The sequence below is a fragment of the Legionella tunisiensis genome, assembly GCF_000308315.1.
Lineage (GTDB): Bacteria > Pseudomonadota > Gammaproteobacteria > Legionellales > Legionellaceae > Tatlockia > Tatlockia tunisiensis.
Genome location: NZ_CALJ01000160.1, coordinates 1 through 20,916, shown reverse-complemented (window position 1 = coordinate 20,916; position 20,916 = coordinate 1). Strand labels below are relative to the sequence as shown.

Sequence of the window (20,916 nt, the reverse complement as noted above, 5' to 3'; positions counted from 1 at the left end):
CAAGGCTTAACACAGATGCACCAGCTATTAAGCGCTGCTTTCATGCCTATCGCAGATAAAATACAAACACCTAAACCACCGACTACAACCACGATTAACATGACGGGTGACACGGTAGTCCAACACTGCGGAGATGCTCTTTTCATTCGCAAACGGCCTGAGTTAAAACGTCGCGTTCTATTGTGTGGGCATATGGATACAGTCTATGCGGCTAGTCACCCGTTTCAAACCCTAACCTCCTTGAATGACAATGAAATAAACGGCCCTGGCGTTGCCGATATGAAAGGAGGAATCATTGTTATGCTACATGCCCTGGCAGCTTTTGAAGAAAGCTCTATTGCTTCCGAGCTCGGTTGGGATGTACTGATTAATGCTGATGAAGAAATTGGCTCTCCTACTTCAAGCCCTTTCTTAGCGGAAATTGCTTCTAACTATCAGGCTGCATTGGTTTATGAACCTGCTATGAATGCTAATGGCATGTTGGCTAAAAATCGCCGCGGCAGCGGCAAATTGACCATTGTTGCTACCGGTAAATCAGCCCATGTTGGTCGTGCTTTCTTTGAGGGTCGCAATGCTATTTGCTATCTTGCCGAGGCAATTACCAGTATCCATGCCTTAAATGGACAACGTGATGGTATTACTATTAACGTGGGTAAAATTGCTGGTGGTGAAGCATTGAATGTTGTGCCTGATAAAGCCGTTACCAAATTGGATGTCCGTATCAATCAACCAGAAGATGAAACATGGGTGCGACAACAGCTCACGGCACTCATCAATAAAATGAAGCGTGAAGACTGTTCATTAACTCTTCATGGTGAATTCGGGCGACCAGTTAAACGAATTAGTCCAGCGACTGAACGGCTATTTAACCGTATCAAACAGGTTGGACGAGAACTTGATTTATCGATAGACTGGCAAGATAGTGGTGGCTGCTGTGATGGCAACAATCTTGCGCAGCAGGGTTTACCGGTTATTGACACCTTGGGTGTCCGTGGAGGCAATATTCATAGTCCAAATGAATTTATCTTACTGGATAGTCTTGTTGAACGCGCTTCACTTAGTGCCCTGTTACTTCTTGACTTAGCAGGTGGTGGACTTGAGGAATTAATAAGATGATGCTATTTCGCCGTGCGCGAGAAACCGATCTAGACGCTATTTTTCATCTTGCTGAACATTGTGGTATTGGCATGACCACCCTGCCAAAAGATAAAGAACTTCTGCATAAGCGCCTTGCCTGGTCTTGTGCTTCCTTTGAAAAAACGGTTCACCGGCCAAAGAGTGAGTATTATTTATTTGTATTGGAGGAGCCAGAAAAAGGACAAGTTATTGGAACCTCAGCGATTGAAGCAGCGACTGGACATGAACTCCCGTTCTATTCCTACAAGTTATCTAAACGCACACGAATCTGCCATTCTCTTAATATTCGTAGTGATTATGAAGTACTAAGTCTGGTTAATGATAATCAAGGACGCAGCGAAATATGTACCTTATTTCTAGAACCCGCTTATAGACACAGTAGTAATGGCCTGCTTCTTTCACGAGCCCGTTTTCTCTTTATTGCTCATTATCCCAATCGTTTTGCTTCTACCATCATTGCTGAAATGCGCGGTATCTCAGATGAATGGGGACATTCCCCCTTTTGGGATAATGTAGGCAGACATTTTTTTCATATGCCTTTTGCTGATGCTGATCGATTAACAATCTCTACGAACAAGCAATTTATCGCTGATTTAATGCCAAGAAACCCATTGTATGTCAAATTACTTGCACCAGAAGCACAAGCAGTTATTGGCAAACCTCATCAATCCACTGTCCCAGCAATGAACATCTTGCTACATGAAGGTTTTCGCTATCATTGTTATGTCGATATTTTTGATGCAGGCCCCACAATCGAAGCACCCCGCAACCAAATACGCACGCTTGCAGCCAGTCGCATTATGACCATTAAAAGTATTAGTGATGAAGTAGGTAGCAAACGTTTTTTACTTGCAAATACGAAGCTTGATTTTCGTGCCACTGTTAGTCAAGCTATTTTTAATACTCAGCAAGCATCTTGCATTATTAGCAAGGAAACCGCGCGACTCTTAGGCGTGAAGCGGGGTGATTGTGTACGTATAGCCCCTTTGCAAATTGAAGAACCAACTATTTATAGCGAGCAAAAAATGAATATCGGCCAACAAAATGACAGCGCAGCGAATCATTATTTTGGAGGCCGTTGGATAAAAGGAGAAGGACAACCCTTTGTCTCAAGAAATCCTGCAGATAACTCAGTAATTTGGCAAGGCACTAGCGCAACACCTACAGAAATAGCCAAGGCCTGTGAAGCAGCCCATCTTGCTTTGCCTTACTGGTCTTCCCTTGATGTTGATACGCGAGCCAACTATTTGCACCTCTTTGCTAAAGAAGTGGAAACAAAACGTGATGAACTTACCTACCTAATCTCCTTGGAAACAGGGAAACCTTTATGGGAAGCATTAACCGAAGTGAATGCGGTTATCGCTAAAATTAATTTATCGATTCAAGCTTATCAAGAACGCAATGCAGAAAAACAAGCTACACTTCCCGATGCAAACGCCTGCTTGCGCTATAAGCCACATGGAGTTATTGCTGTTCTGGGTGCCTTTAACTTTCCAGCCCATTTAAGTAATGGCCATATCGTACCTGCTCTGTTGGCAGGAAATACGGTTATCTATAAACCAAGTGAGTTGGCCCCAGCCGTTGCACAGTTCATTATTCAATGCTGGCATGAAAGTGGTTTGCCCCAAGGCGTTATTAATTGCGTACAAGGCAACGCTGATTGTGGCAAAGCACTCCTATCCACCGATATTCAAGGCGTGTACTTTACAGGCAGCTATCATACAGGCCGACAGATTCACCAGCATTTTAGTGAAAACCCGAAGTTATCTTAGCACTTGAAATGGGAGGCAATAATCCACTCGTCATTGATGAGGTTAAAGATATAGATGCTGCTATTTATCATACTCTGGTTTCCACAATGATTACGGCTGGCCAACGCTGCAGTTGTGCTAGACGAGTACTGATTGCGGATAATCAATCTGGTGATCGAATCCTTGCACGTTTTATAAAAGCTTGTGAAAAAATTCGCGTCGGCTCCTTTACTAATAAACCAGAACCTTTCTTAGGTCCAGTTATTAGCTACGAACACGCGCTACTGCATCTGCAAGCACAGAAGAAACTCATTCACAATGGTGGTATTAATTTATTAACCATGTCTTTACTTGCCGAAAAGACAGGTTTACTTTCACCAGGAATCATCGATATGACCAAAGCTCATTCAGTTACTGATGAAGAAATTTTTGCACCTTTGGTCCAGATTTATCGTTATCAAAATTTTGAAGAAGCTTTAGCACTTGCAAATCAAACACGCTATGGTTTGGTAGCAGGCTTGCTAAGCGACAATTCAGAGCACTATCAGCAGTTCTACCATACAGTACGTGCAGGCTTAATCAATTGGAACAGGCCAACCACTGGCGCAGTAAGCAGCCTTCCTTTCGGTGGTATCGGCCACAGTGGTAATCATCGCCCGAGTGCTTATTTTGCTACTGATTATTGCACTTATCCCATTGCAAGTCTGGAGCAACCTCATTTAACTACGCCAGCGCAACTATTGCCTGGCATCGATTTGAGCTAAGCTTATGCAAACCTATGAATTAAATTTGGATGGTCTGGTTGGCCCAACTCACAATTATGCCGGCCTTGCTGCAGGTAACCTTGCTTCAACATCGAACGCTTTGAGTGGCTCCAATCCTCAGGCAGCCGCACTTCAGGGGCTCGCCAAAATGCGTTTATTACATCAATCTGGCATCAAACAAGCCTTATTCCCACCGCACCAACGCCCCAATCTTCAATTATTGTATCAATTAGGGTTTAGCGGTACAGCTGCCCAGCAAATTGAAAAAGCCTATCGTAGCGCTCCCGAATTGTTGAATGCTTGTTATTCTGCTTCTAGTATGTGGACTGCCAATGCGGCAACTGTTTCAGCAAGCGTTGATACAGCTGATAAGCGAGTTCATTTCACAGCAGCCAATTTAATTAGTAATTTACATCGCTGTCAGGAAGCTGATTTTTCAAGCCATTTGTTACAAGCACTCTTTCACGATAAAACTTACTTTAATCATCACCCTGTATTACCGAAAAGTGTTACCACAGGTGATGAAGGCGCAGCCAATCATAATCGTTTATGCGTCAAACACAACGCAGCCGCTATCAATCTCTTTGTTTACGGTAAACAAGCGTTAGCAAAAAACTCTGGATCACTAAATAGTCCCTTAAAATATCCTGCACGGCAAACACTCGAAGCTTCACAAGCGATTGCCAGATCGCATTTGTTAAACCCCAATCAAGTTATTTTTGCTTGCCAAAATCCACTTGCAATTGATCAGGGCGTTTTTCATAATGATGTCATCGCTGTCGCCAATGAATCAGTGCTGTTTATTCATGAGGATGCTTTTTTACGTCAGACAGAAATCCTAAATGAGTTGCAAAACAAAGCTAACTTCCATGTTCAGATCCTGCAAGTTAGCCGTAGTCGTCTCAGTGTAGCCGAAGCGGTGGGCTCTTATCTCTTTAACTCACAACTCATTACCCTACCTAACGCGGCAGAAAACAGCAGAATGCTTTTGATTGCTCCTAGTGAATGCCAAGAAAACCCTGTGGTTAAGGCACTGATTGATGAGTTGCTAGCTGATGATGCAAATCCTATTGCTGCTGCGCACTATCTTGATCTTAGGCAGAGTATGCGCAATGGAGGCGGTCCTGCTTGCCTGCGATTACGCGTCCCTTTAACTGAATCAGAGCTTCACGCAATGCATCAAGGAGTTTTAGTGAATGATACCTTACTAGACCGTATGGAAACGTGGGTTAAACGCCATTATCGTACTCAATTACAAGCTAAAGACTTAATTGATCCCTTACTTATTGATGAATGTTTATCAGCCTTAGATGAATTAAGCACCCTCTTAAACCTGGGTGCAATTTATCCTTTTCAACGTGAAAAAACGAGTAAGGTATGTGGAAAACCATCGCAGGACGGTGTATTTATCGCTCATCAACGGGCGTCAGAGTTTTTCAAAATTTTTTCTTTCGTTGGTTAAAATTTGACGGGACTGCCCTGCAAACTATTTTGAACAGACGTTTTCCTCAGCGACCAGGGTTACAGTACATCAAACCACTCGTTTTGGCTGCGCAATTACAACCAGGCAATTGCTGTATGCTCGGACTTGGAGGAGGCGGAGCAACTCACGCCCTATCTTCCTCTCTGGAAGACTTTCAATTGACTGCAGTTGAAAACAATCGTGAAGTAATTGATATAGCTAAGCGCTTTTTTATGGTTGATAGCCTTAAGAATCTTCATATTGTGCATCAGGATGCTAGTATCTTCGTGCAAGAAAATACACTGCTATTTCAACATCTACTTGTTGATCTATTCAATACAGAAGTCTTTCCACCACAATGCAACACAGAACAATTTTTTCTTATTGCATGCACTCCTTATTACCTGGCGGAATTCTCGCAGTCAATTTGGCCAATAGACATGAGCAATGGCCTATTTTTCAACTTATCCGACAACAATTTTCATCTGCTACAGTTGCCTTACCCGTTAAAAATTGCGCCAACATGATCATACTAGCCTGTAAAAGCGAGACAGCGGCTTCTTTATTAGATCTTCTTAAACATAGTAAAAACTTAAACGTTTAAGTTGGGATAGCAAATGGGGTTGTATAGCGGAGATAAAAAATTAGGTACTGTTGGCATTTCGCCAACTCGAGTGATTAGACCTTGATTTTCAAGCATCGCCATGGAGCATACACCATTGGTATGTGAGTAGCAAAGCACGGCAATCGAGGCATAATCACCAAGATGGTAGAAATATATTAAACTTCCATCAAATCTTTTTCTTTTTCAACAAGTACTGCATCCACATCAGCGATGTATTTATCAGTTAACTTCTGGATAACTTCTCCAGCACGACGCTCATCATCCTCAGAAATTTCTTTCTCTTTGACTAGCTCTTTAAGATGAGTATTTGCATCACGGCGAATATTACGAATCGCTACCCGACCTTGCTCACCCTCAGCTCTGACAACGCGAATCAATTCTTTACGGCGCTCCTCAGTCAAAGGAGGCATAGGCACGCGAATCGCACTACCTGCTGTTGCTGGATTTAAGCCTAAATCGGAGGTCAAAATTGCTTTTTCAATAGCTGCGACCATCGATTTTTCCCAAGGTGTTACCAGTAGAGTCCGAGAATCACTACTTGTAACATTCGCTACTTGATTCAAAGGAGTTAGCGTACCGTAGTAATCAACTTGAACATGATCCAACAAGCCAGCGTTAGCACGACCTGTGCGAATCTTAGTCAAATCATGTTGCAACGTCTCAACGGTCTTTTTCATCCGCTTTTCAGCGTCTTGCTTAATATCATTGATCATGGTTCGCTCCTACTATGGTTCCAACACGTTCACCAAGGACAATTTTCTTTAGCGCATTTGGAGCAGTCAGGTTAAATACTTGTAAAGGCATACCGTGATCCTGGCATAAACAAATGGCAGTAGAATCCATTACCTGCAGTCCATCGCTCAATACTTTTTTGTAAGTTAAATAATCATAACGGGTCGCCAGTGGATTTTTAATCGGATCATCCGAATAAATACCATCTACCTTTGTTGCTTTTAACACAACATCCGCTCCAACTTCAATGGCACGCAAGCAGGCAGCAGAATCCGTCGTAAAAAAGGATTACCAGTACCCGCAGCAAAAATTACGACATGACCATTACGTAAGTGAGTAATTGCTTTACGCCGATGGTAAGGATCAACCATTCCCATCATAGGAATGGCCGACATAATTCGTGCTGGTAAATCAATACGCTCCAAAGCATCCCTTAAAGCCAACGCATTCATTACAGTGGCAAGCATACCCATATGATCGCCAGTCACTCGACCTAATCCAACCTCAGACAAGGCTTTACCACGAAACAGATTGCCGCCGCCAATGACCAAACCGACTTCAACACCCATGTGAATAAGTTCAGCCACATCTTTGGCAATACGATCAAGAACAGACGGGTCAATACCAAATTGAGATTGTCCCATTAACGCTTCACCACTATATTTAAGTAAAATGCGTTTATATTTTAATTGAGGATGCTGATTACCATTCATAATTAATCACGAACCTGAGCCATTACTTCTTCCACGAAATTATCTTCTTTCTTCTCTATACCTTCACCCACTTCAAAGCGAATGAAAGAGATTACTTCAGCATTCTTTTCTTTTAACAATTGACCCACTTTTTTGTTGGGATCTTTCACAAAAGGCTGACCTAATAGACTAACTTCATCGATAAACTTGTTGATACGCCCTTCGATCATTTTATCAATGATATCTTGTGGCTTGCCACTCTCACGTGCTTGTGCTGTGAAAATATCACGCTCATTTTCGATCGCTTCTGCAGGAACCTGATCACGATTAACCACCAACGGACGGCTAGCAGCGATATGCATAGCAATATCTTTTGCGAGCGCTTCATCACCATTCTTAAGAGCAACCATAACACCAATTCGGGTACCATGCAGGTAGAAACCAATAACACCATCACACTGCATTCTCTCCATACGACGCAACTTGATATTCTCACCGATTTTAGCTACAAGTTCTTGTCGTGCTTGCTCAACCGTACTATTAGTACTGATTAAGGTTTCATTTGCCAGGGCAGTCATGTCGTTGGCTGCGCTTCTTAATGTTGTTTCTGCAACTTTGCCAGCAAAACCAGTGAAATTCTCATCACGGGCTACGAAATCAGTTTCGCTATTGATTTCTAACATAACAGCAGAGCGGCCATCAGCTGCGCGAGCAACAACGATTACCCCTTCTGCAGCAACTCTATCTGCTTTTTTATCAGCTTTAGCTTGTCCAGCTTTACGCATTTCAGAAATTGCCAGCTCAATATCACCGTTAGTAGCAATCAAGAATTTCTTACACTCCATCATTCCAGCGCCAGTACGCTCACGCAGTTGCATGACTAATGCAGCACTAATCGACATATTTCAATCCTCCACATAGCAAAAAGGGGGCACGTTAACGACGCAACGCCCCCCTTTATATTCAAAATTAATTACTCATCCGCTTTGTCTGATTCTTTATCAGCAACAGCAATCTCCACAAACTCAGCATCTGATGACACACCACCAACTGTGTTACCACGCTTCGCATCGAGAATAGCGTCTGCAATGCAACGAACATAGATATCTACTGCGCGCATAGAATCATCATTACCCGGAACAACATAATCGATGTTATCAGGGGAGTTATTAGTATCAACAATACCAATAACAGGAATTTTTAAACGTCGAGCTTCTTCGACAGCAATGTGCTCAAAACCAACGTCGACAACAAACAGTGCGTCAGGTAATCCACCCATATCTTCGATACCGCCCAAGCCACGCTCTAATTTCTCCAGCTCTCTAGTCAGCATCAAGGCTTCTTTCTTAATCATTGATTCGAAGATACCTTTATCACGCATTTCTTTCAATTCTTTCAGGCGGAAAATGGATTGACGAACTGTCTTATAATTAGTCAACATACCACCTAACCAACGATGATCAACATAGGGCATTCCACAGCGCTTTGCATGCTCGCGAATACTGTCTTGAGCTGCTCTTTTAGTACCTACAAACAGAATTTTGGCTTTATTAGAAGCTAAACGGCCGACGTAATTGATAACATCATTTAGCATTGGCAGCGTTTTTTCTAGGTTGATGATATGGATCTTGTTTCGCGAACCAAAAATGTACTCCGCCATTTTAGGGTTCCAAAAACGGGTTCTATGCCCAAAGTGAGCACCCGCTTCGAGTAATTCACGCATACTAACATTCATTAATAAATCTCCAGGGTTAGGCCTCCACGTTTCCCATACGGTACCCTTCATCTGGGACCCAACCGCATGTGACGAAACGTGTGTGTCGTTAAAAGCGCCATATTTATACCATAACCTGAGATTCTCAGCAAATGTAATTGGCTTAATTAATTAATTTTTAGCAAGAAATACGCAAAAATAATCGGTTACGTCTATACTGCTTGCTGTAACTCATAAAAATTAACTAAGGATAGTATCATGACTAGAGGAATATTAGCGGCAGTAATTTTGGCCATTTCATTACTTGCAGCGCAAACCTTGTTTGCTTCTTCCTCAACGCAAACAGCACAAAGTTGTAATTGCTGTGTTGACGGCATGAGACAAATTCTTAACACCTTGAATCTCAGTACAGATCAACAAGCGAAAATAAAAGCCATCAAAGCTCAGCTCAAATCAGATACCCAAAGCACCTGGGATCAATTGAACGACATTCGTAGACAAATCCATGCATTAATGCAATCTGACAAGGTTGATGAAGCCAAATTAGATAGTTTAGTTGATAAAAAATGGTCCTTATTGGTAAGGGAATTAAGGCTAAAATCAGAGCTAGAATTCAGATATATAGTGTCCTTACTGCCGAACAAAAAACTCAATTTCAATCTTTACTGAAACAACAGATGGAAAAACGCAAACAACTTTTTAAAAGATGCCACTAATTTTTAACCCCCGCATCGCGGGGGGTTTTATGCTACTTGTTTTCGGTGCCTTTATTTCTATCGTAGTTAATCCATTCATCCCCAGAAAAACGGATCGCCAATCTTGATTTTCCCTTTATAATTGAATAGACCTCTTTCGAAATTCGCTGCAGTACGCGTAGCACGAGGAGAAACTGCACGCAGAATCGGAGTGTACCCGCTAAACACCAAGACATGAAGAGTCTGAACACCGCATCGACAAAGCGATGCGCCACTACAGCAGAATTTCGAAAGAAGTCTCCTAACAGTGTTGATCAAGATAAGCTTATGCTACTATTAAATTTTTTTGCGGATTAAACAATGGCAGTAACTATTAAGACTCCTGAAGAAATTGAAAAAATGCGCGTGGCCGGCAAATTGGCAGGTGAAGTATTGGAAATGATAGGTCCCCATGTGCAAGAAGGAATTACTACAGATGAACTCAACTCAATCTGTCATGATTACATTGTCAATGAGCAGGAAGCCATTCCTGCGCCATTGAATTATAATGGTTTTCCAAAATCAATTTGTACTTCAATTAACCATGTAGTCTGCCATGGCATCCCAAGTAAAAAGGCGCTAAAAGACGGTGATATCATCAATATTGATATCACCGTTATTAAAGATGGCTATCACGGCGATACCAGTAAAATGTTTTTTATTGGTAATCCTTCCATCAAAGCCAAGCATGTCGTTGCCGTTGCTCATGAATGCTTGTTTATTGGTATTAATATGGTAAAACCCGGCGTTCGTTTGGGTGACATTGGCCACGCGATCCAACAACACGCTGAAAAAATCGTTGTTCAGTAGTTCGTGAATACTGTGGGCATGGTATTGGACGTATTTTTCATGAAGATCCGCAGGTTCTTCACTATGGCACACCAGGAACTGGTGAAATTTTACGCCCTGGGATGACTTTTACTATTGAGCCAATGGTGAATGTTGGTAAACATCATACTCGATTGCTACCTGATAACTGGACTGTAGTTACTAAAGATCACAGCTTATCTGCCCAATGGGAGCATACCCTGCTGGTTACCGACGATGGGGTTGAAATACTTACTTTACGTAATGAAGAACGATAATCGTGCTTTAAAACAATCCATCAAACAGTTCAAGGATGAACTGTGTGAAGAGTTTCGCCAAAAAGGAAATATTAGTACCATCACACGTAAATTAGTCACCTTTATTGATAAAATTCTTTTTACTCTTTTCCAAAAAAATCGCCTGCATTTTGGTAATAAATTTTGTCTTTTGGCTTTAGGCAGTTATGGACGTCGTGAATTACAACTGTATTCTGATGTTGATTTCCTGCTACTTCATACTGAAAAAATTACCAAAACCCATTCCCAACGAGCCCAGGCCTTTATTCAGGATTGCTGGGATGTTGGTTTAGATATCAGCCATCAGATAACTACTGTCGCAGCGTGTGCTGAGCTAGCCAGTAAAGAGTTAAGTGTGATATCCAGTATTCTTGATATGTACTTGATTTGTGGCCGTGGTGTATTGATGGAAGAATTATTCTATCAAACCCATCCTCTGCATATGTGGTCGAGTCATGATTATTTTTTGCTAAACAACAAGAACAGCAACAGCGTTATGTGAAATATGGGGAAACTGCTTATAACCTGGAGCCCAATGTCAAATACGGTGCTGGAGGTTTGCGTGATCTCCATACGTTATTAAGTATTGGCAAACGCCATTTTGGCATTAAGAAACTGGCAGATGGTATTAGTAGTGGTTTTATCACCGATAAAGAATATGAAGAACTAATTTACTGTCAACATTTCTTATGGCGAGTACGCTTCGCTTTGCATATGCTGGCTGAAAAACGTGAAGAACGTTTGCTCTTTGATTATCAGGTTAAATTAGCGGCACTATTTGGCTTCACAGACAATACTCACTCATTAGCCATTGAGCAATTTATGAAAGCTTACTTCAAAGTTATAAAGCGTAACCGAGAGCTTAATGAGATGTTGGTACAATGGTTTGCTGAAGCAATAGTCCATCATCAAAAACAGTTGATTACTCGTTTAGACAGCGCTTTTCAACTCTCGAACAATCATATTGAAGTAAGACATCCCAAGGTATTTGCCCAAAAACCGCAAACCTTACTTGAATTATTTTTATGGATGGCCAAACGCCCTGATATTGAAGGTGTTCGCGCAAGCACTATTCGACTAATTCGCCAACACCTTTATTTAATGAATAAACAATTTCGTTCTTCCAAAGCAGCAACGCAATGTTTTATTGCAATTTTCAATAGCGCGCAAGATCCTTATAAAGCACTACATCATATGAACCGATATGGGATCCTAGGCCATTATCTGGATTGCTTTGCCGCAGTAACTGGGCAAATGCAGTATGATTTATTCCACATCTATACCGTCGACCAACATACGCTTTTTGTCATTCGAAATTTAGCTCGTTTTCTGAAAATCGACTATAGCAAACAATTTCCTTTAGCTGCACAATTAATGGCTACTGTTAAAAAACGTGGCATTTTGTATTTATCTGCCCTCTTCCATGATATCGCCAAAGGACGTGGAGGCGATCACTCCGAATTAGGGGCTGAAGAAGCACAGCAATTTGCTCTACGCCATAAATTAAGTGATGAAGATAGAGATTTGCTGGTTTGGTTAGTACGCAATCATTTATTAATGTCGCAAACAGCGCAACGGCAAGATATTTATGATCCCAAAACCATTCGCCAGTTTTGTAGTGTGCTCCCCAAAGCAGACTACCTTGAATACCTTTATCTACTTACTGTTGCCGATATCTGTGCCACCAACCAAAAACTGTGGAATGCCTGGAAAGACTCCTTATTGAGGGAACTATACTGGGCAGCCCATCAAGCCATGCAACAAGAGCAAACCCAACTGGATGAAACAGCCCTTATTAATCAACGCAAACAGGAAGCGCTTGCTATTTTGGTAAGTGAAGTCGGCTCACCAGCAATGATTGAAGAATTATGGTCACATTTTAAAGGCAGGTATTTTCTTCATGAGCCACCCGACGTTATCGCGAGACACACTGCCGCTATTCTTAACTGCCAACAATTCCCTCTTGTACTGATTATGCCGCATCATAGCGAAGGGGGAACAGAAGTATTTATCTATATGCCCCATCGGGACGAACGTTTTACTATCACGACAACAGTACTAAGCAATCATTATGCGACAATTCAGGAAGCAGCTATTTTAACCTGCGAAAATAATTATGATCTGGATACTTACATTATTCTTGATGAACATCACCAAGCTTTTTTCGATGAACGCAGAACGGCTTATATTCAGCAAGCACTAATGAATCAGTTAGCTGATACAACCCAACTACCTACTATCTCTCACCGCAGGATTTCGCGCACGCAAGCCCATTTTAATTTGAAACCACAAATTACCTTTAGTGAAGATAACCAACACCAACAGACACGTTTATTTTTAGTCACCCCTGATAGACCTGGTTTATTGGCCAATATTAGTCGCGTATTTCTAAAACTACGTATTTATTTGCACAATGCAAAAATTGCTACTGCCGGTGAACGAGCAGAAGATATGTTCTTTATATCCACTGAAACAGGCCATCCCTTGAATAAAGAAGAAAAAGACTTACTCAAACAAACACTCATTGCAGCTCTGACTAACGACGGCTTTTGAAAAAATCAGCCAATAGCGTAGCACAAGGCTGCTGCATAATCCCTTCATCAATTTGCACCTGGTGATTCAGTGGGTAACCTTGTAATAAATTATAAACTGAACCTGCCGCACCGGCCTTAAAATCACGCGTGGCAAATACCAGACGTGCAATACGGGCGTGGATCAAAGCACCAGCACACATAGAACAAGGCTCCAAAGTAACATAGAGCGTCGTATTTAAGAGTCGGTAGTTTTGAAGACAGGCTGCTGCAGCACGAATTGCTATTAACTCGGCATGGGCACAAGGATCATTCGTTTGAATCACCTGATTCCAACCTCGTCCTAACAGGGTAGTATTATCATCAGCGACCAAAACTGCCCCGACAGGAACCTCACCCTGCTCTTTGGCTGTAAGCGCAAAATCATAAGCCTGCGCCATCCAAAATGCATCGATAATAACCCACCCCCTGTCGGGAAACAGCGTATTTGGTACATCTTAAACCTGCACTCAAATACAACTGGTTACCTGGATTCTAAATTAATCACCTGAGCTATTGCATACATCATTTATTCCCATTCAATCGTCGCAGGTGGTTTACCAGAAATGTCATAGGTCACACGCGACACTCCGACAACTTCATTGATAATACGGTTGGATACCTGCGCTAAAAAATCCCATGGCAGCTGAGCCCAGTGTGCGGTCATGAAATCAATGGTTTCAACAGCACGCAAACAAATCACATAATCATAGCGTCGTCCATCTCCCATAACACCAACACTTTTCACCGGTAGAAACACAGCAAAGGCTTGACTGACTTTGTGGTATAAATCAGCAGCATGCAACTCTTCAAGGTAAATAGCATCCGCCTGGCGTAAAATATCTGCATAGTCTTTTTTAACTTGGCCTAAGATCCGTACACCAAGACCAGGTCCAGGGAAAGGATGGCGATAAACCATTTCATAGGGTAAGCCCAATTCCAAACCAATTGTGCGCACTTCATCTTTAAACAATTCACGGATCGGCTCCAGTAATTGTAAGTTCAAAGTGTCTGGTAACCCACCCACATTATGATGAGATTTTATTACGACAGCCGCACCATTCGTTTTTGTAGCAGCTGATTCAATAACGTCAGGATAAATAGTACCCTGAGCTAACCATTTCACGTTAGGTATACGCTGTGCTTCTTCATCAAAAACTTCAATAAAGGTATGACCAATAATTTTTCGCTTTTTCTCAGGGCAATCAACTCCCTCTAAAGCTTGTAAAAATCTCTTTTCCGCATTGACAGCAATAACATGTATTCCCATATGTTGGCCAAACATAGCCATAACTTGCTCTGCTTCATTTAATCGCAGTAATCCCGTATCAACAAAGACACAGACTAACTGTGTGCCAATAGCTCGATGCAATAAAGCAGCAACGACTGATGAATCCACCCCACCAGACAGCCCCAATAAAACCTGTTGATCACCAACTTGCTGACGAATGGTCGCTATGGCTTGCTCAATAATGTTATCAGCGGTCCAATTGGTTTCCGCCTTACAAATATCGACTACAAAACGCTGCAATATACGCAAGCCTTGTAAGGTATGCGTCACTTCCGGATGGAATTGCAAGCCATACCAATGCTTTTCTTCATTCGCCATACCAGCAATTGGTGCATTCCGAGTTTCACAAATGACTTTAAAACCAGAAGGAAGAACAGTCACCTTATCCCCATGACTCATCCACACATCAAGTAAAGCATCGCCTCCTGGTGTCGCCCGATCTTCGATATCATGCAATAATTGGCTATGTCCATGCAGACGCAATTCGGCATAACCAAACTCTCGAATAGTCGAAGATTGCACTTCGCCACCCAATTGCACTGCCATTGTTTGCATGCCATAACAGATACCCAACAATGGCAAACCTGATGTAAATAACCAGTCGGGTGCCCGCGGATTGGTATGCAAGGTCACTGTGGAAGGACCACCAGAAAGAATAATACCGCAAGGATCCAAAACTTGTAGTGTACTCACTTCAATATTGAAAGGATGAATTTCACAATACACACCCATTTCGCGCACACGTCGTGCTATCAACTGCGTATACTGAGAGCCAAAATCAAGAATAACAAGTGGGCGCTTTTTTATATTTTTTATCATAATCAATTATCAACCTGATAATTAGGTGCCTGTTTAGTAATACTTACATCATGTACATGTGACTCACGCATACCCGCATTTGTCACTTGAACAAATTCAGCTTTTTCATGCAGCTCCGTAATTGTGTTGCAGCCTGTATATCCCATGCATGAACGTAGTCCACCTATCATTTGATGAATAATAGTTTGTACAGGGCCTTTATAAGCAACTCGTCCTTCAATACCTTCAGGTACCAATTTTTCTGCTCCCTGGCTAATATCCTGAAAATAGCGATCACTTGAACCCTGTGCTTGTGCCATAGCCCCGATAGATCCCATACCGCGATAATTTTTATAAGTGCGGCCTTGATAAAGCTCAATCTCACCAGGAGATTCCTCTGTACCAGCAAATATTCCTCCCAGCATGACTGTATAAGCACCGGCTGCCAGCGCTTTACAGATATCACCGGAAAAACGAATACCTCCGTCTGCAATAAGCGGCACTTTACCTTTAAGTCCTGCTGCCACATTCGCTATAGCGGTAATTTGCGGGACACCAACTCCGGTAACAATCCGGGTAGTACATATTGACCCAGGACCAATGCCGACTTTAACTGCATCAACGCCAGCAGCAACTAAATCAAGGGCAGCAGAAGCCGTGGCGATATTTCCACCAATTACCTGAACTCGAGGAAAATGTTTCTTTATCCATTTCACACGGTTTAACACACCTTGAGAATGACCATGAGCTGTATCAACAATAAGAACATCAACGCCTGCGTCAACCAGAGCAGCCACCCGTTCTTCGGTACCTTCACCAACACCTACTGCAGCGCCTACTCGCAATTGCTCAGAACTGTCTTTACAAGCAAAAGGATTCTCTTTTGCTTTTTGAATATCCTTTACCGTAATAAGGCCACGCAAACTAAAAGCATCATTGACAACCAGTAGTTTCTCAATTCGGTGCTTGTGCAACAAACTGCGTACTTCCTCCCGTCCAGCACCTTCTTTTACCGTTACCAAACGTTCCCGTGGCGTCATAACAGCCGATACAGGTAAAGACAGATTGGTTTCAAAACGAATATCTCTTGAAGTGACGATTCCAACAAGCAAATCACCTTCTACAACGGGAACACCAGAAAAATTATGTTTAGTCATAACATCTAGTAATTCACCAACTGTCACATTGGGTGTGACAGAAATAGGATCTTTAACCATGCCACTTTCAAATTTCTTTACTTTTCGCACTTCCTCCGCTTGATCCGCGATACTCATATTTTTGTGGATAATACCTATACCACCTTCTTGAGCAATGGCAATCGCCAGGCGGGCTTCCGTCACAGTATCCATAGCAGCTGATACAAGCGGGATATTTAATTCGATCTCGCGGGTCAAGAAAGTTTTGAGAGAAACTTCTTTCGGCAGCACTGTTGAGTGGGCAGGAATCAATAATACATCATCAAAAGTCAATGCTTGCTGCGCAACAGAAAGAGACATACCACACTCCGACAATTAAATTAACCGAATATTATACAAGCATTCTGGAAAATGATAAATGACTGTCCATAAAATAATGGGCCACTTCATAGTAGATATCAATAAAAAGATCAATTTGTTAAATATAAAAACAATGCTTATACTTATTTGTATCCAACCTAGCAAGGACGCATCATGAAAAAAATGTTAATCATAGTGGCGGTAGTTGCCTCAGTTGCATTACTATCGGGTTGTGGGTGCGGTACTTTCAGCTGTACAACCACTTGCCCTTGTGAGTATACATCAACTTGTTGTGGCTCTAATGGTTGGTATTAATCACTGGCCTAGAGCACTATATTAACAGCTAAAAAGAATTAGGAGTGGCTGCCTGTTGATTCATGAAAAGCAGCCACATCCTCTTTGTTCATAATTGATACAACCCCCTTAATCATCATTAACTTTCCTTTACAAACAAGGATAGAAGGAAAATTCTCTTGCCTTAAACAGGGCACTTTAAAACCTGCCTTGACCGTTTGTATAAATTAATTTTCTCTAACTCATCATTGAGCTTGAACTGAACAATCAATAACGTGTAAACTGGGCTAAATTATTTAACTGGTCGACTAACAGGAAGGGTTCAACGTTGGCTAAAATTATTGTTGTTACATCAGGTAAAGGTGGTGTAGGTAAAACGACTACTTCCGCGGCTTTGTCTTCGGGTCTTGCCATGCGAGGCCATAAAACGGTAGTCATCGATTTTGATATAGGATTGCGAAATCTTGATATTATCATGGGCTGCGAACGCCGTGTTGTCTATGATTTTGTTAATGTTATTAATGGTGAAGCAAGCCTGAACCAAGCCTTGATAAAAGATAAACGCCTACCGCATCTTTCTATTTTGCCAGCCTCCCAAACTCGCGATAAAGACGCATTAACACTGGAAGGCGTTGAAAAAGTGCTGAATGAATTGGCCAATGAATTTGATTATATCATTTGTGATTCACCAGCTGGTATCGAGACAGGTGCTCATATGGCCATGTATTTTGCTGATCATGCCATCGTGGTGACAAATCCTGAAGTATCATCGGTGCGTGACTCTGATCGGATTTTAGGTATTTTAGCCAGTAAAACCAAACGTGCGGTTGAAAATAGCACACCGATTCAAGAGCATTTATTGTTGACTCGTTATGATCCAGAGCGTGTCGAAAAAGGTGATATGTTATCTGTTGAAGACGTTAAAGAGATTCTCGCGATCCCTCTCATTGGTGTTATTCCTGAATCAAAAGCTGTTCTTAAAGCCTCTAACACGGGCACACCAGTCACCCTTGATGAAGCCAGTGACGCTGGCCTTGCCTATCAGGATGCTATAGCTCGTTTTCTAGGGGAAAACAGACCTATGCGTTTTGTTCAAAGTGAGCGGAAAGGCCTGTTGCGCCGCTTGTTCGGTAAAAACAAGGAGGATGTACCAGCATGAGCCTATTTAACTATCTGAGGAAACGTAACAGCACAGCTTCTGTCGCCAAAGAGCGTCTACAAATTATCATCTCGCATGAGCGCTCTCAACGCAACACGCCTGATTACCTGCCTAAATTACAAGAAGAAATTTTGGCAGTTATCGCTAAATATATTCGCGTCTCTCGCGATCAAGTCAGCGTGAATCTAGAACGTATGGGTGATAATTCCGTACTTGAATTAAATGTTACTATGCCTGATGAGGCTGTAGAAGACGCTTAGACTGTTCTTTGACTGGTTTCTTATTTTCTTCCTGTCGAGGTACTGCTTCGTTTTGGAAAAGGCATGTACACAAAATTCATACACCACGTAGAAAAACATCATTCCGAACAAAGTGAGGAATCTTCGATTGGAGGATCTCTCACTGCGTTCGAGATGACGTAGAAAAGCATCCCACAAGAGGGATGCCTATTAGGTTATAAATAAATGAGGCAATATCAAACCACCTCAGTGGCTAAACCATCCTGTGTAGGGATTTTTTTCTTAGATTGATTAAATAGATTATCTATTGGCTGTCGACGCAATTCTTCATCGCTGAAATCGTCAACAGCAATGATTTGTTGCCTCGCCTGTTCAGCCTCTCTAAGCTGAGCAGCTTGCTTAGCATCCAAAATACCACCATGCTCAGCTTCGTCAATTTGTTCAAGTAATGTTAGTGAAGTCAAAGTACCTTCTTTAACTGCCTTACCAACCTTTCTCTCAAGATCTTCAACAGCGCATATTTTATGGAAAGTTTCCTCCAAACGTCCTAGAGGACAATTATCCAGCGGCTCAACAAACACAAAGCGAGTTAAGCGTGTGCGTGCTTCATTAGGCTCCGTGAGTAAATGTGCCAATTTCTGTCCCAATTTATCAGAAGGTCTGTGTCGTTGGCTGCCTAAGGGTTGCAGCAACAATTTCAACACAATCCGTGCCCAACGTGCGGGGAAATTTGCTATTACACCATGAATTGCCAATTCACATTCATGCAGTAACTGCTGGCAGCTCCACTCGACCAAGGGAATATCAGACTCGGGCTCGCCATCATTGTGAAAGCGTTTTAATACCGCAGAAATTAAATATAAATTACTGAGCACATCGCCTAAACGCGCTGAGATTTTTTCTTTACGCTTTAATTCCCCACCCATCACTACCATTGAAAAATCAGCCAGGAAAGCTAAATTAGTACTGTAGCGGTGTACAAGTTGATAATACCGCCATACTGAACTTCTTGGCGTCGCAGTAAAACGCGCATCAGTGAATGCAAAAATTAGCGATTTGGTTAAATTAGCTAGTACAAATCCCGCATGCCCCCAAAAAGCGCTATCAAAAGCAACAAGATTATGTTCCCGCACACTTTCCAATTCACGGAATACATAAGGATGGCAGCGAATGGCTCCCTGTCCAAAAATAATGAGACTACGAGTTAAAATATTGGCACCTTCAACAGTAATACTGATAGGTGCATTCTGGTAACCACGACCCAGGTAATTATTGGGTCCGAGACAGATCCCCTTACCACCGTGAATATCCATAGCATCCATAACCAATTGACGAGCTCTTTCGGTCGTATTGTATTTCAAAATAGCACCAGCAACGGAAGGTTTGGCGCCATTATCTATCGCTGCAGCAGTCATGGTTAGCCCGGCGTCAATAAGATAAGTATTAGCAGCAATACGGGCTAAAGGTTCTTCTATCCCTTCAAAATTGGCAATTGCCTGGTTAAATTGCTTACGTACTCTAGCATAAGCACCACTTACCAATGCACCGGCTTGTGATCCTCCCGCAGCACTCGAAGGTAAGGAAATCGCTCTGCCAGCACTTAAACACTCCATTAACATTCGCCAGCCAGCCCCAGCCATCTCGGCACCACCAATGAGACAGTCAATTGGTACAAAAACATCTTTTCCCTGAGTGGGTCCATTCAAAAACCCTGTATTTAAGGGGAAATGACGGCGTCCCTTTATAACGCCAGGGGTATTAGCAGGAATTAAGGCACAAGTAATTCCAACATCAGTTCCTTTACCCAGTAAATTGTCAGGATCAAAGAGACGAAATGCCAAACCAATCACAGTTGCTACCGGGCACAGCGTAATATACCGTTTACTCCAGGTTAAACGCACACCCAAAACCTCTTGACCATTAACTTCCTGGCGACACACGATGCCTTTGTCAGGGATGGACGCAGCATCAGAGCCAGCATTAGGACCAGTCAAAGCAAAACAGGGAATTTCTCGGCCATCTGCTAAACGCGGTAAGTAAAATTCTTTTTGCTCCTGAGTACCATATTTCAATAATAATTCTGCAGGACCTAATGAGTTTGGTACGGAAATAGTACTACCAACAGTCACGGAGCGGCCATAGACTCTGGCTAAAATGGACATTTGCGCTGTTGCTGAAAAATCAAGGCCACCATAATTTTTGGGTATAATCATCCCCAAGAAGCCTTTTTCTTTAATAAACTCCCACATCTCAGGAGGCATATCCGTTCTTACATGAGTAATATCCCAATCATCAATCATGCGACATAATTCATTAACCGGACCATCAATAAAAGCCTGTTCTTCCGCTAGTTAA

The 20,916-nt window shown here is 42.2% G+C and carries 13 protein-coding genes and 5 pseudogenes; 10 read left to right on the top strand and 8 right to left on the bottom strand.

The genetic code is table 11. The features are described from left to right. From BN58_RS10120 to BN58_RS23990, 5 genes and pseudogenes are all read left to right on the top strand, one after another. Window positions 1-1,116 (top strand): hydrolase (locus BN58_RS10120; protein WP_019216719.1); only part of this gene is annotated, 1,116 nt, incomplete at its 5' end. Beyond that, a pseudogene (locus tag BN58_RS24000) lies at window positions 1,113-2,138 on the top strand (arginine N-succinyltransferase); the annotation flags it as partial. The gene BN58_RS10120 and the pseudogene BN58_RS24000, both read left to right, overlap by 4 nt. 24 nt (window positions 2,139-2,162) lie before the next feature. Next, window positions 2,163-3,652: pseudogene (gene astD / locus BN58_RS23995) on the top strand (succinylglutamate-semialdehyde dehydrogenase). Window positions 3,653-3,656: 4 nt separating this feature from the next. Continuing rightward, window positions 3,657-5,114: an N-succinylarginine dihydrolase gene (astB, locus tag BN58_RS10105; protein WP_019216716.1), complete on the top strand. Its 1,458-nt coding sequence runs from the start codon at window positions 3,657-3,659 to the stop codon at window positions 5,112-5,114. Next, window positions 5,030-5,641, top strand: coding sequence for a polyamine aminopropyltransferase (locus tag BN58_RS23990; protein ID WP_156812471.1), 612 nt, complete (start codon window positions 5,030-5,032; stop codon window positions 5,639-5,641). Before astB ends, BN58_RS23990 begins: the two co-directional genes overlap by 85 nt. A 253-nt stretch (window positions 5,642-5,894) precedes the next feature. Here BN58_RS23990 and frr read toward each other — a convergent pair whose 3' ends face one another. From frr to rpsB, 4 genes and pseudogenes are all read right to left on the bottom strand, one after another. Continuing rightward, entirely contained in the window at window positions 5,895-6,452 is a 558-nt protein-coding gene (gene frr, locus BN58_RS10095; RefSeq protein WP_019216715.1) for a ribosome recycling factor, read from the bottom strand. Then, window positions 6,442-7,184: pseudogene (gene pyrH / locus BN58_RS23985) on the bottom strand (UMP kinase). The gene frr and the pseudogene pyrH overlap by 11 nt, the downstream one beginning before the upstream one ends. 2 nt (window positions 7,185-7,186) lie before the next feature. Beyond that, complete coding sequence (gene tsf, locus BN58_RS10085; RefSeq protein WP_019216713.1) at window positions 7,187-8,065, bottom strand: translation elongation factor Ts; 879 nt, start codon at window positions 8,063-8,065, stop codon at window positions 7,187-7,189. 71 nt (window positions 8,066-8,136) lie between these two features. Beyond that, window positions 8,137-8,898 carry a 30S ribosomal protein S2 gene (gene rpsB, locus BN58_RS10080; protein WP_019216712.1) on the bottom strand — a complete coding sequence of 254 codons (762 nt, stop codon included), beginning with the start codon at window positions 8,896-8,898 and terminating at the stop codon, window positions 8,137-8,139. 237 nt (window positions 8,899-9,135) lie between these two features. Here rpsB and BN58_RS23980 point away from each other — a divergent pair, with 237 nt between their 5' ends. The 3 genes and pseudogenes from BN58_RS23980 (at window position 9,136) to glnD (ending at window position 13,267) form a co-directional block, all read left to right on the top strand. Next, on the top strand, window positions 9,136-9,546 hold the full coding sequence (locus BN58_RS23980) for a Spy/CpxP family protein refolding chaperone (RefSeq protein WP_026069401.1): 411 nt from the start codon (window positions 9,136-9,138) through the stop codon (window positions 9,544-9,546). Between the two features lie 386 nt (window positions 9,547-9,932). Beyond that, window positions 9,933-10,696: pseudogene (gene map / locus BN58_RS23975) on the top strand (type I methionyl aminopeptidase). Next, window positions 10,683-13,267 (top strand): annotated as a pseudogene (gene glnD / locus BN58_RS23970) ([protein-PII] uridylyltransferase). Before map ends, glnD begins: the two co-directional pseudogenes overlap by 14 nt. On the opposite strand, the gene tadA reads toward glnD, so the two are convergent. The 3 genes from tadA to guaB all read right to left on the bottom strand — a co-directional run bounded on the left by tadA (window position 13,251) and on the right by guaB (window position 16,869). Further along, window positions 13,251-13,685: a tRNA adenosine(34) deaminase TadA gene (gene tadA / locus BN58_RS10060; protein WP_019216711.1), complete on the bottom strand. Its 435-nt coding sequence runs from the start codon at window positions 13,683-13,685 to the stop codon at window positions 13,251-13,253. The pseudogene glnD and the gene tadA overlap by 17 nt on opposite strands. A gap of 128 nt (window positions 13,686-13,813) precedes the next feature. Further along, the gene (gene guaA, locus BN58_RS10055) at window positions 13,814-15,394 is read right to left on the bottom strand and encodes a glutamine-hydrolyzing GMP synthase (RefSeq protein WP_232220505.1); all 1,581 of its coding nucleotides are present in this window, start codon (window positions 15,392-15,394) and stop codon (window positions 13,814-13,816) included. Window positions 15,395-15,396: 2 nt separating this feature from the next. Then, window positions 15,397-16,869 (bottom strand): IMP dehydrogenase, encoded by a 1,473-nt coding sequence (gene guaB, locus BN58_RS10050; RefSeq protein ID WP_019216709.1) that lies wholly within the window; start codon window positions 16,867-16,869, stop codon window positions 15,397-15,399. A 622-nt stretch (window positions 16,870-17,491) separates the two neighbouring features. Here guaB and minD point away from each other — a divergent pair. Together minD and minE are read left to right on the top strand one after the other, a co-directional pair. Beyond that, on the top strand, window positions 17,492-18,322 hold the full coding sequence (minD, locus tag BN58_RS10045; RefSeq protein WP_019216708.1) for a septum site-determining protein MinD: 831 nt from the start codon (window positions 17,492-17,494) through the stop codon (window positions 18,320-18,322). Continuing rightward, the gene (gene minE / locus BN58_RS10040; protein ID WP_019216707.1) at window positions 18,319-18,582 is read left to right on the top strand and encodes a cell division topological specificity factor MinE; all 264 of its coding nucleotides are present in this window, start codon (window positions 18,319-18,321) and stop codon (window positions 18,580-18,582) included. Before minD ends, minE begins: the two co-directional genes overlap by 4 nt. A 215-nt stretch (window positions 18,583-18,797) precedes the next feature. Here minE and BN58_RS23965 read toward each other — a convergent pair whose 3' ends face one another. After that, the gene (locus tag BN58_RS23965; RefSeq protein ID WP_019216706.1) at window positions 18,798-20,861 is read right to left on the bottom strand and encodes an acyl-CoA dehydrogenase; all 2,064 of its coding nucleotides are present in this window, start codon (window positions 20,859-20,861) and stop codon (window positions 18,798-18,800) included. Between the last annotated feature and the right edge of the window lie 55 nt (window positions 20,862-20,916).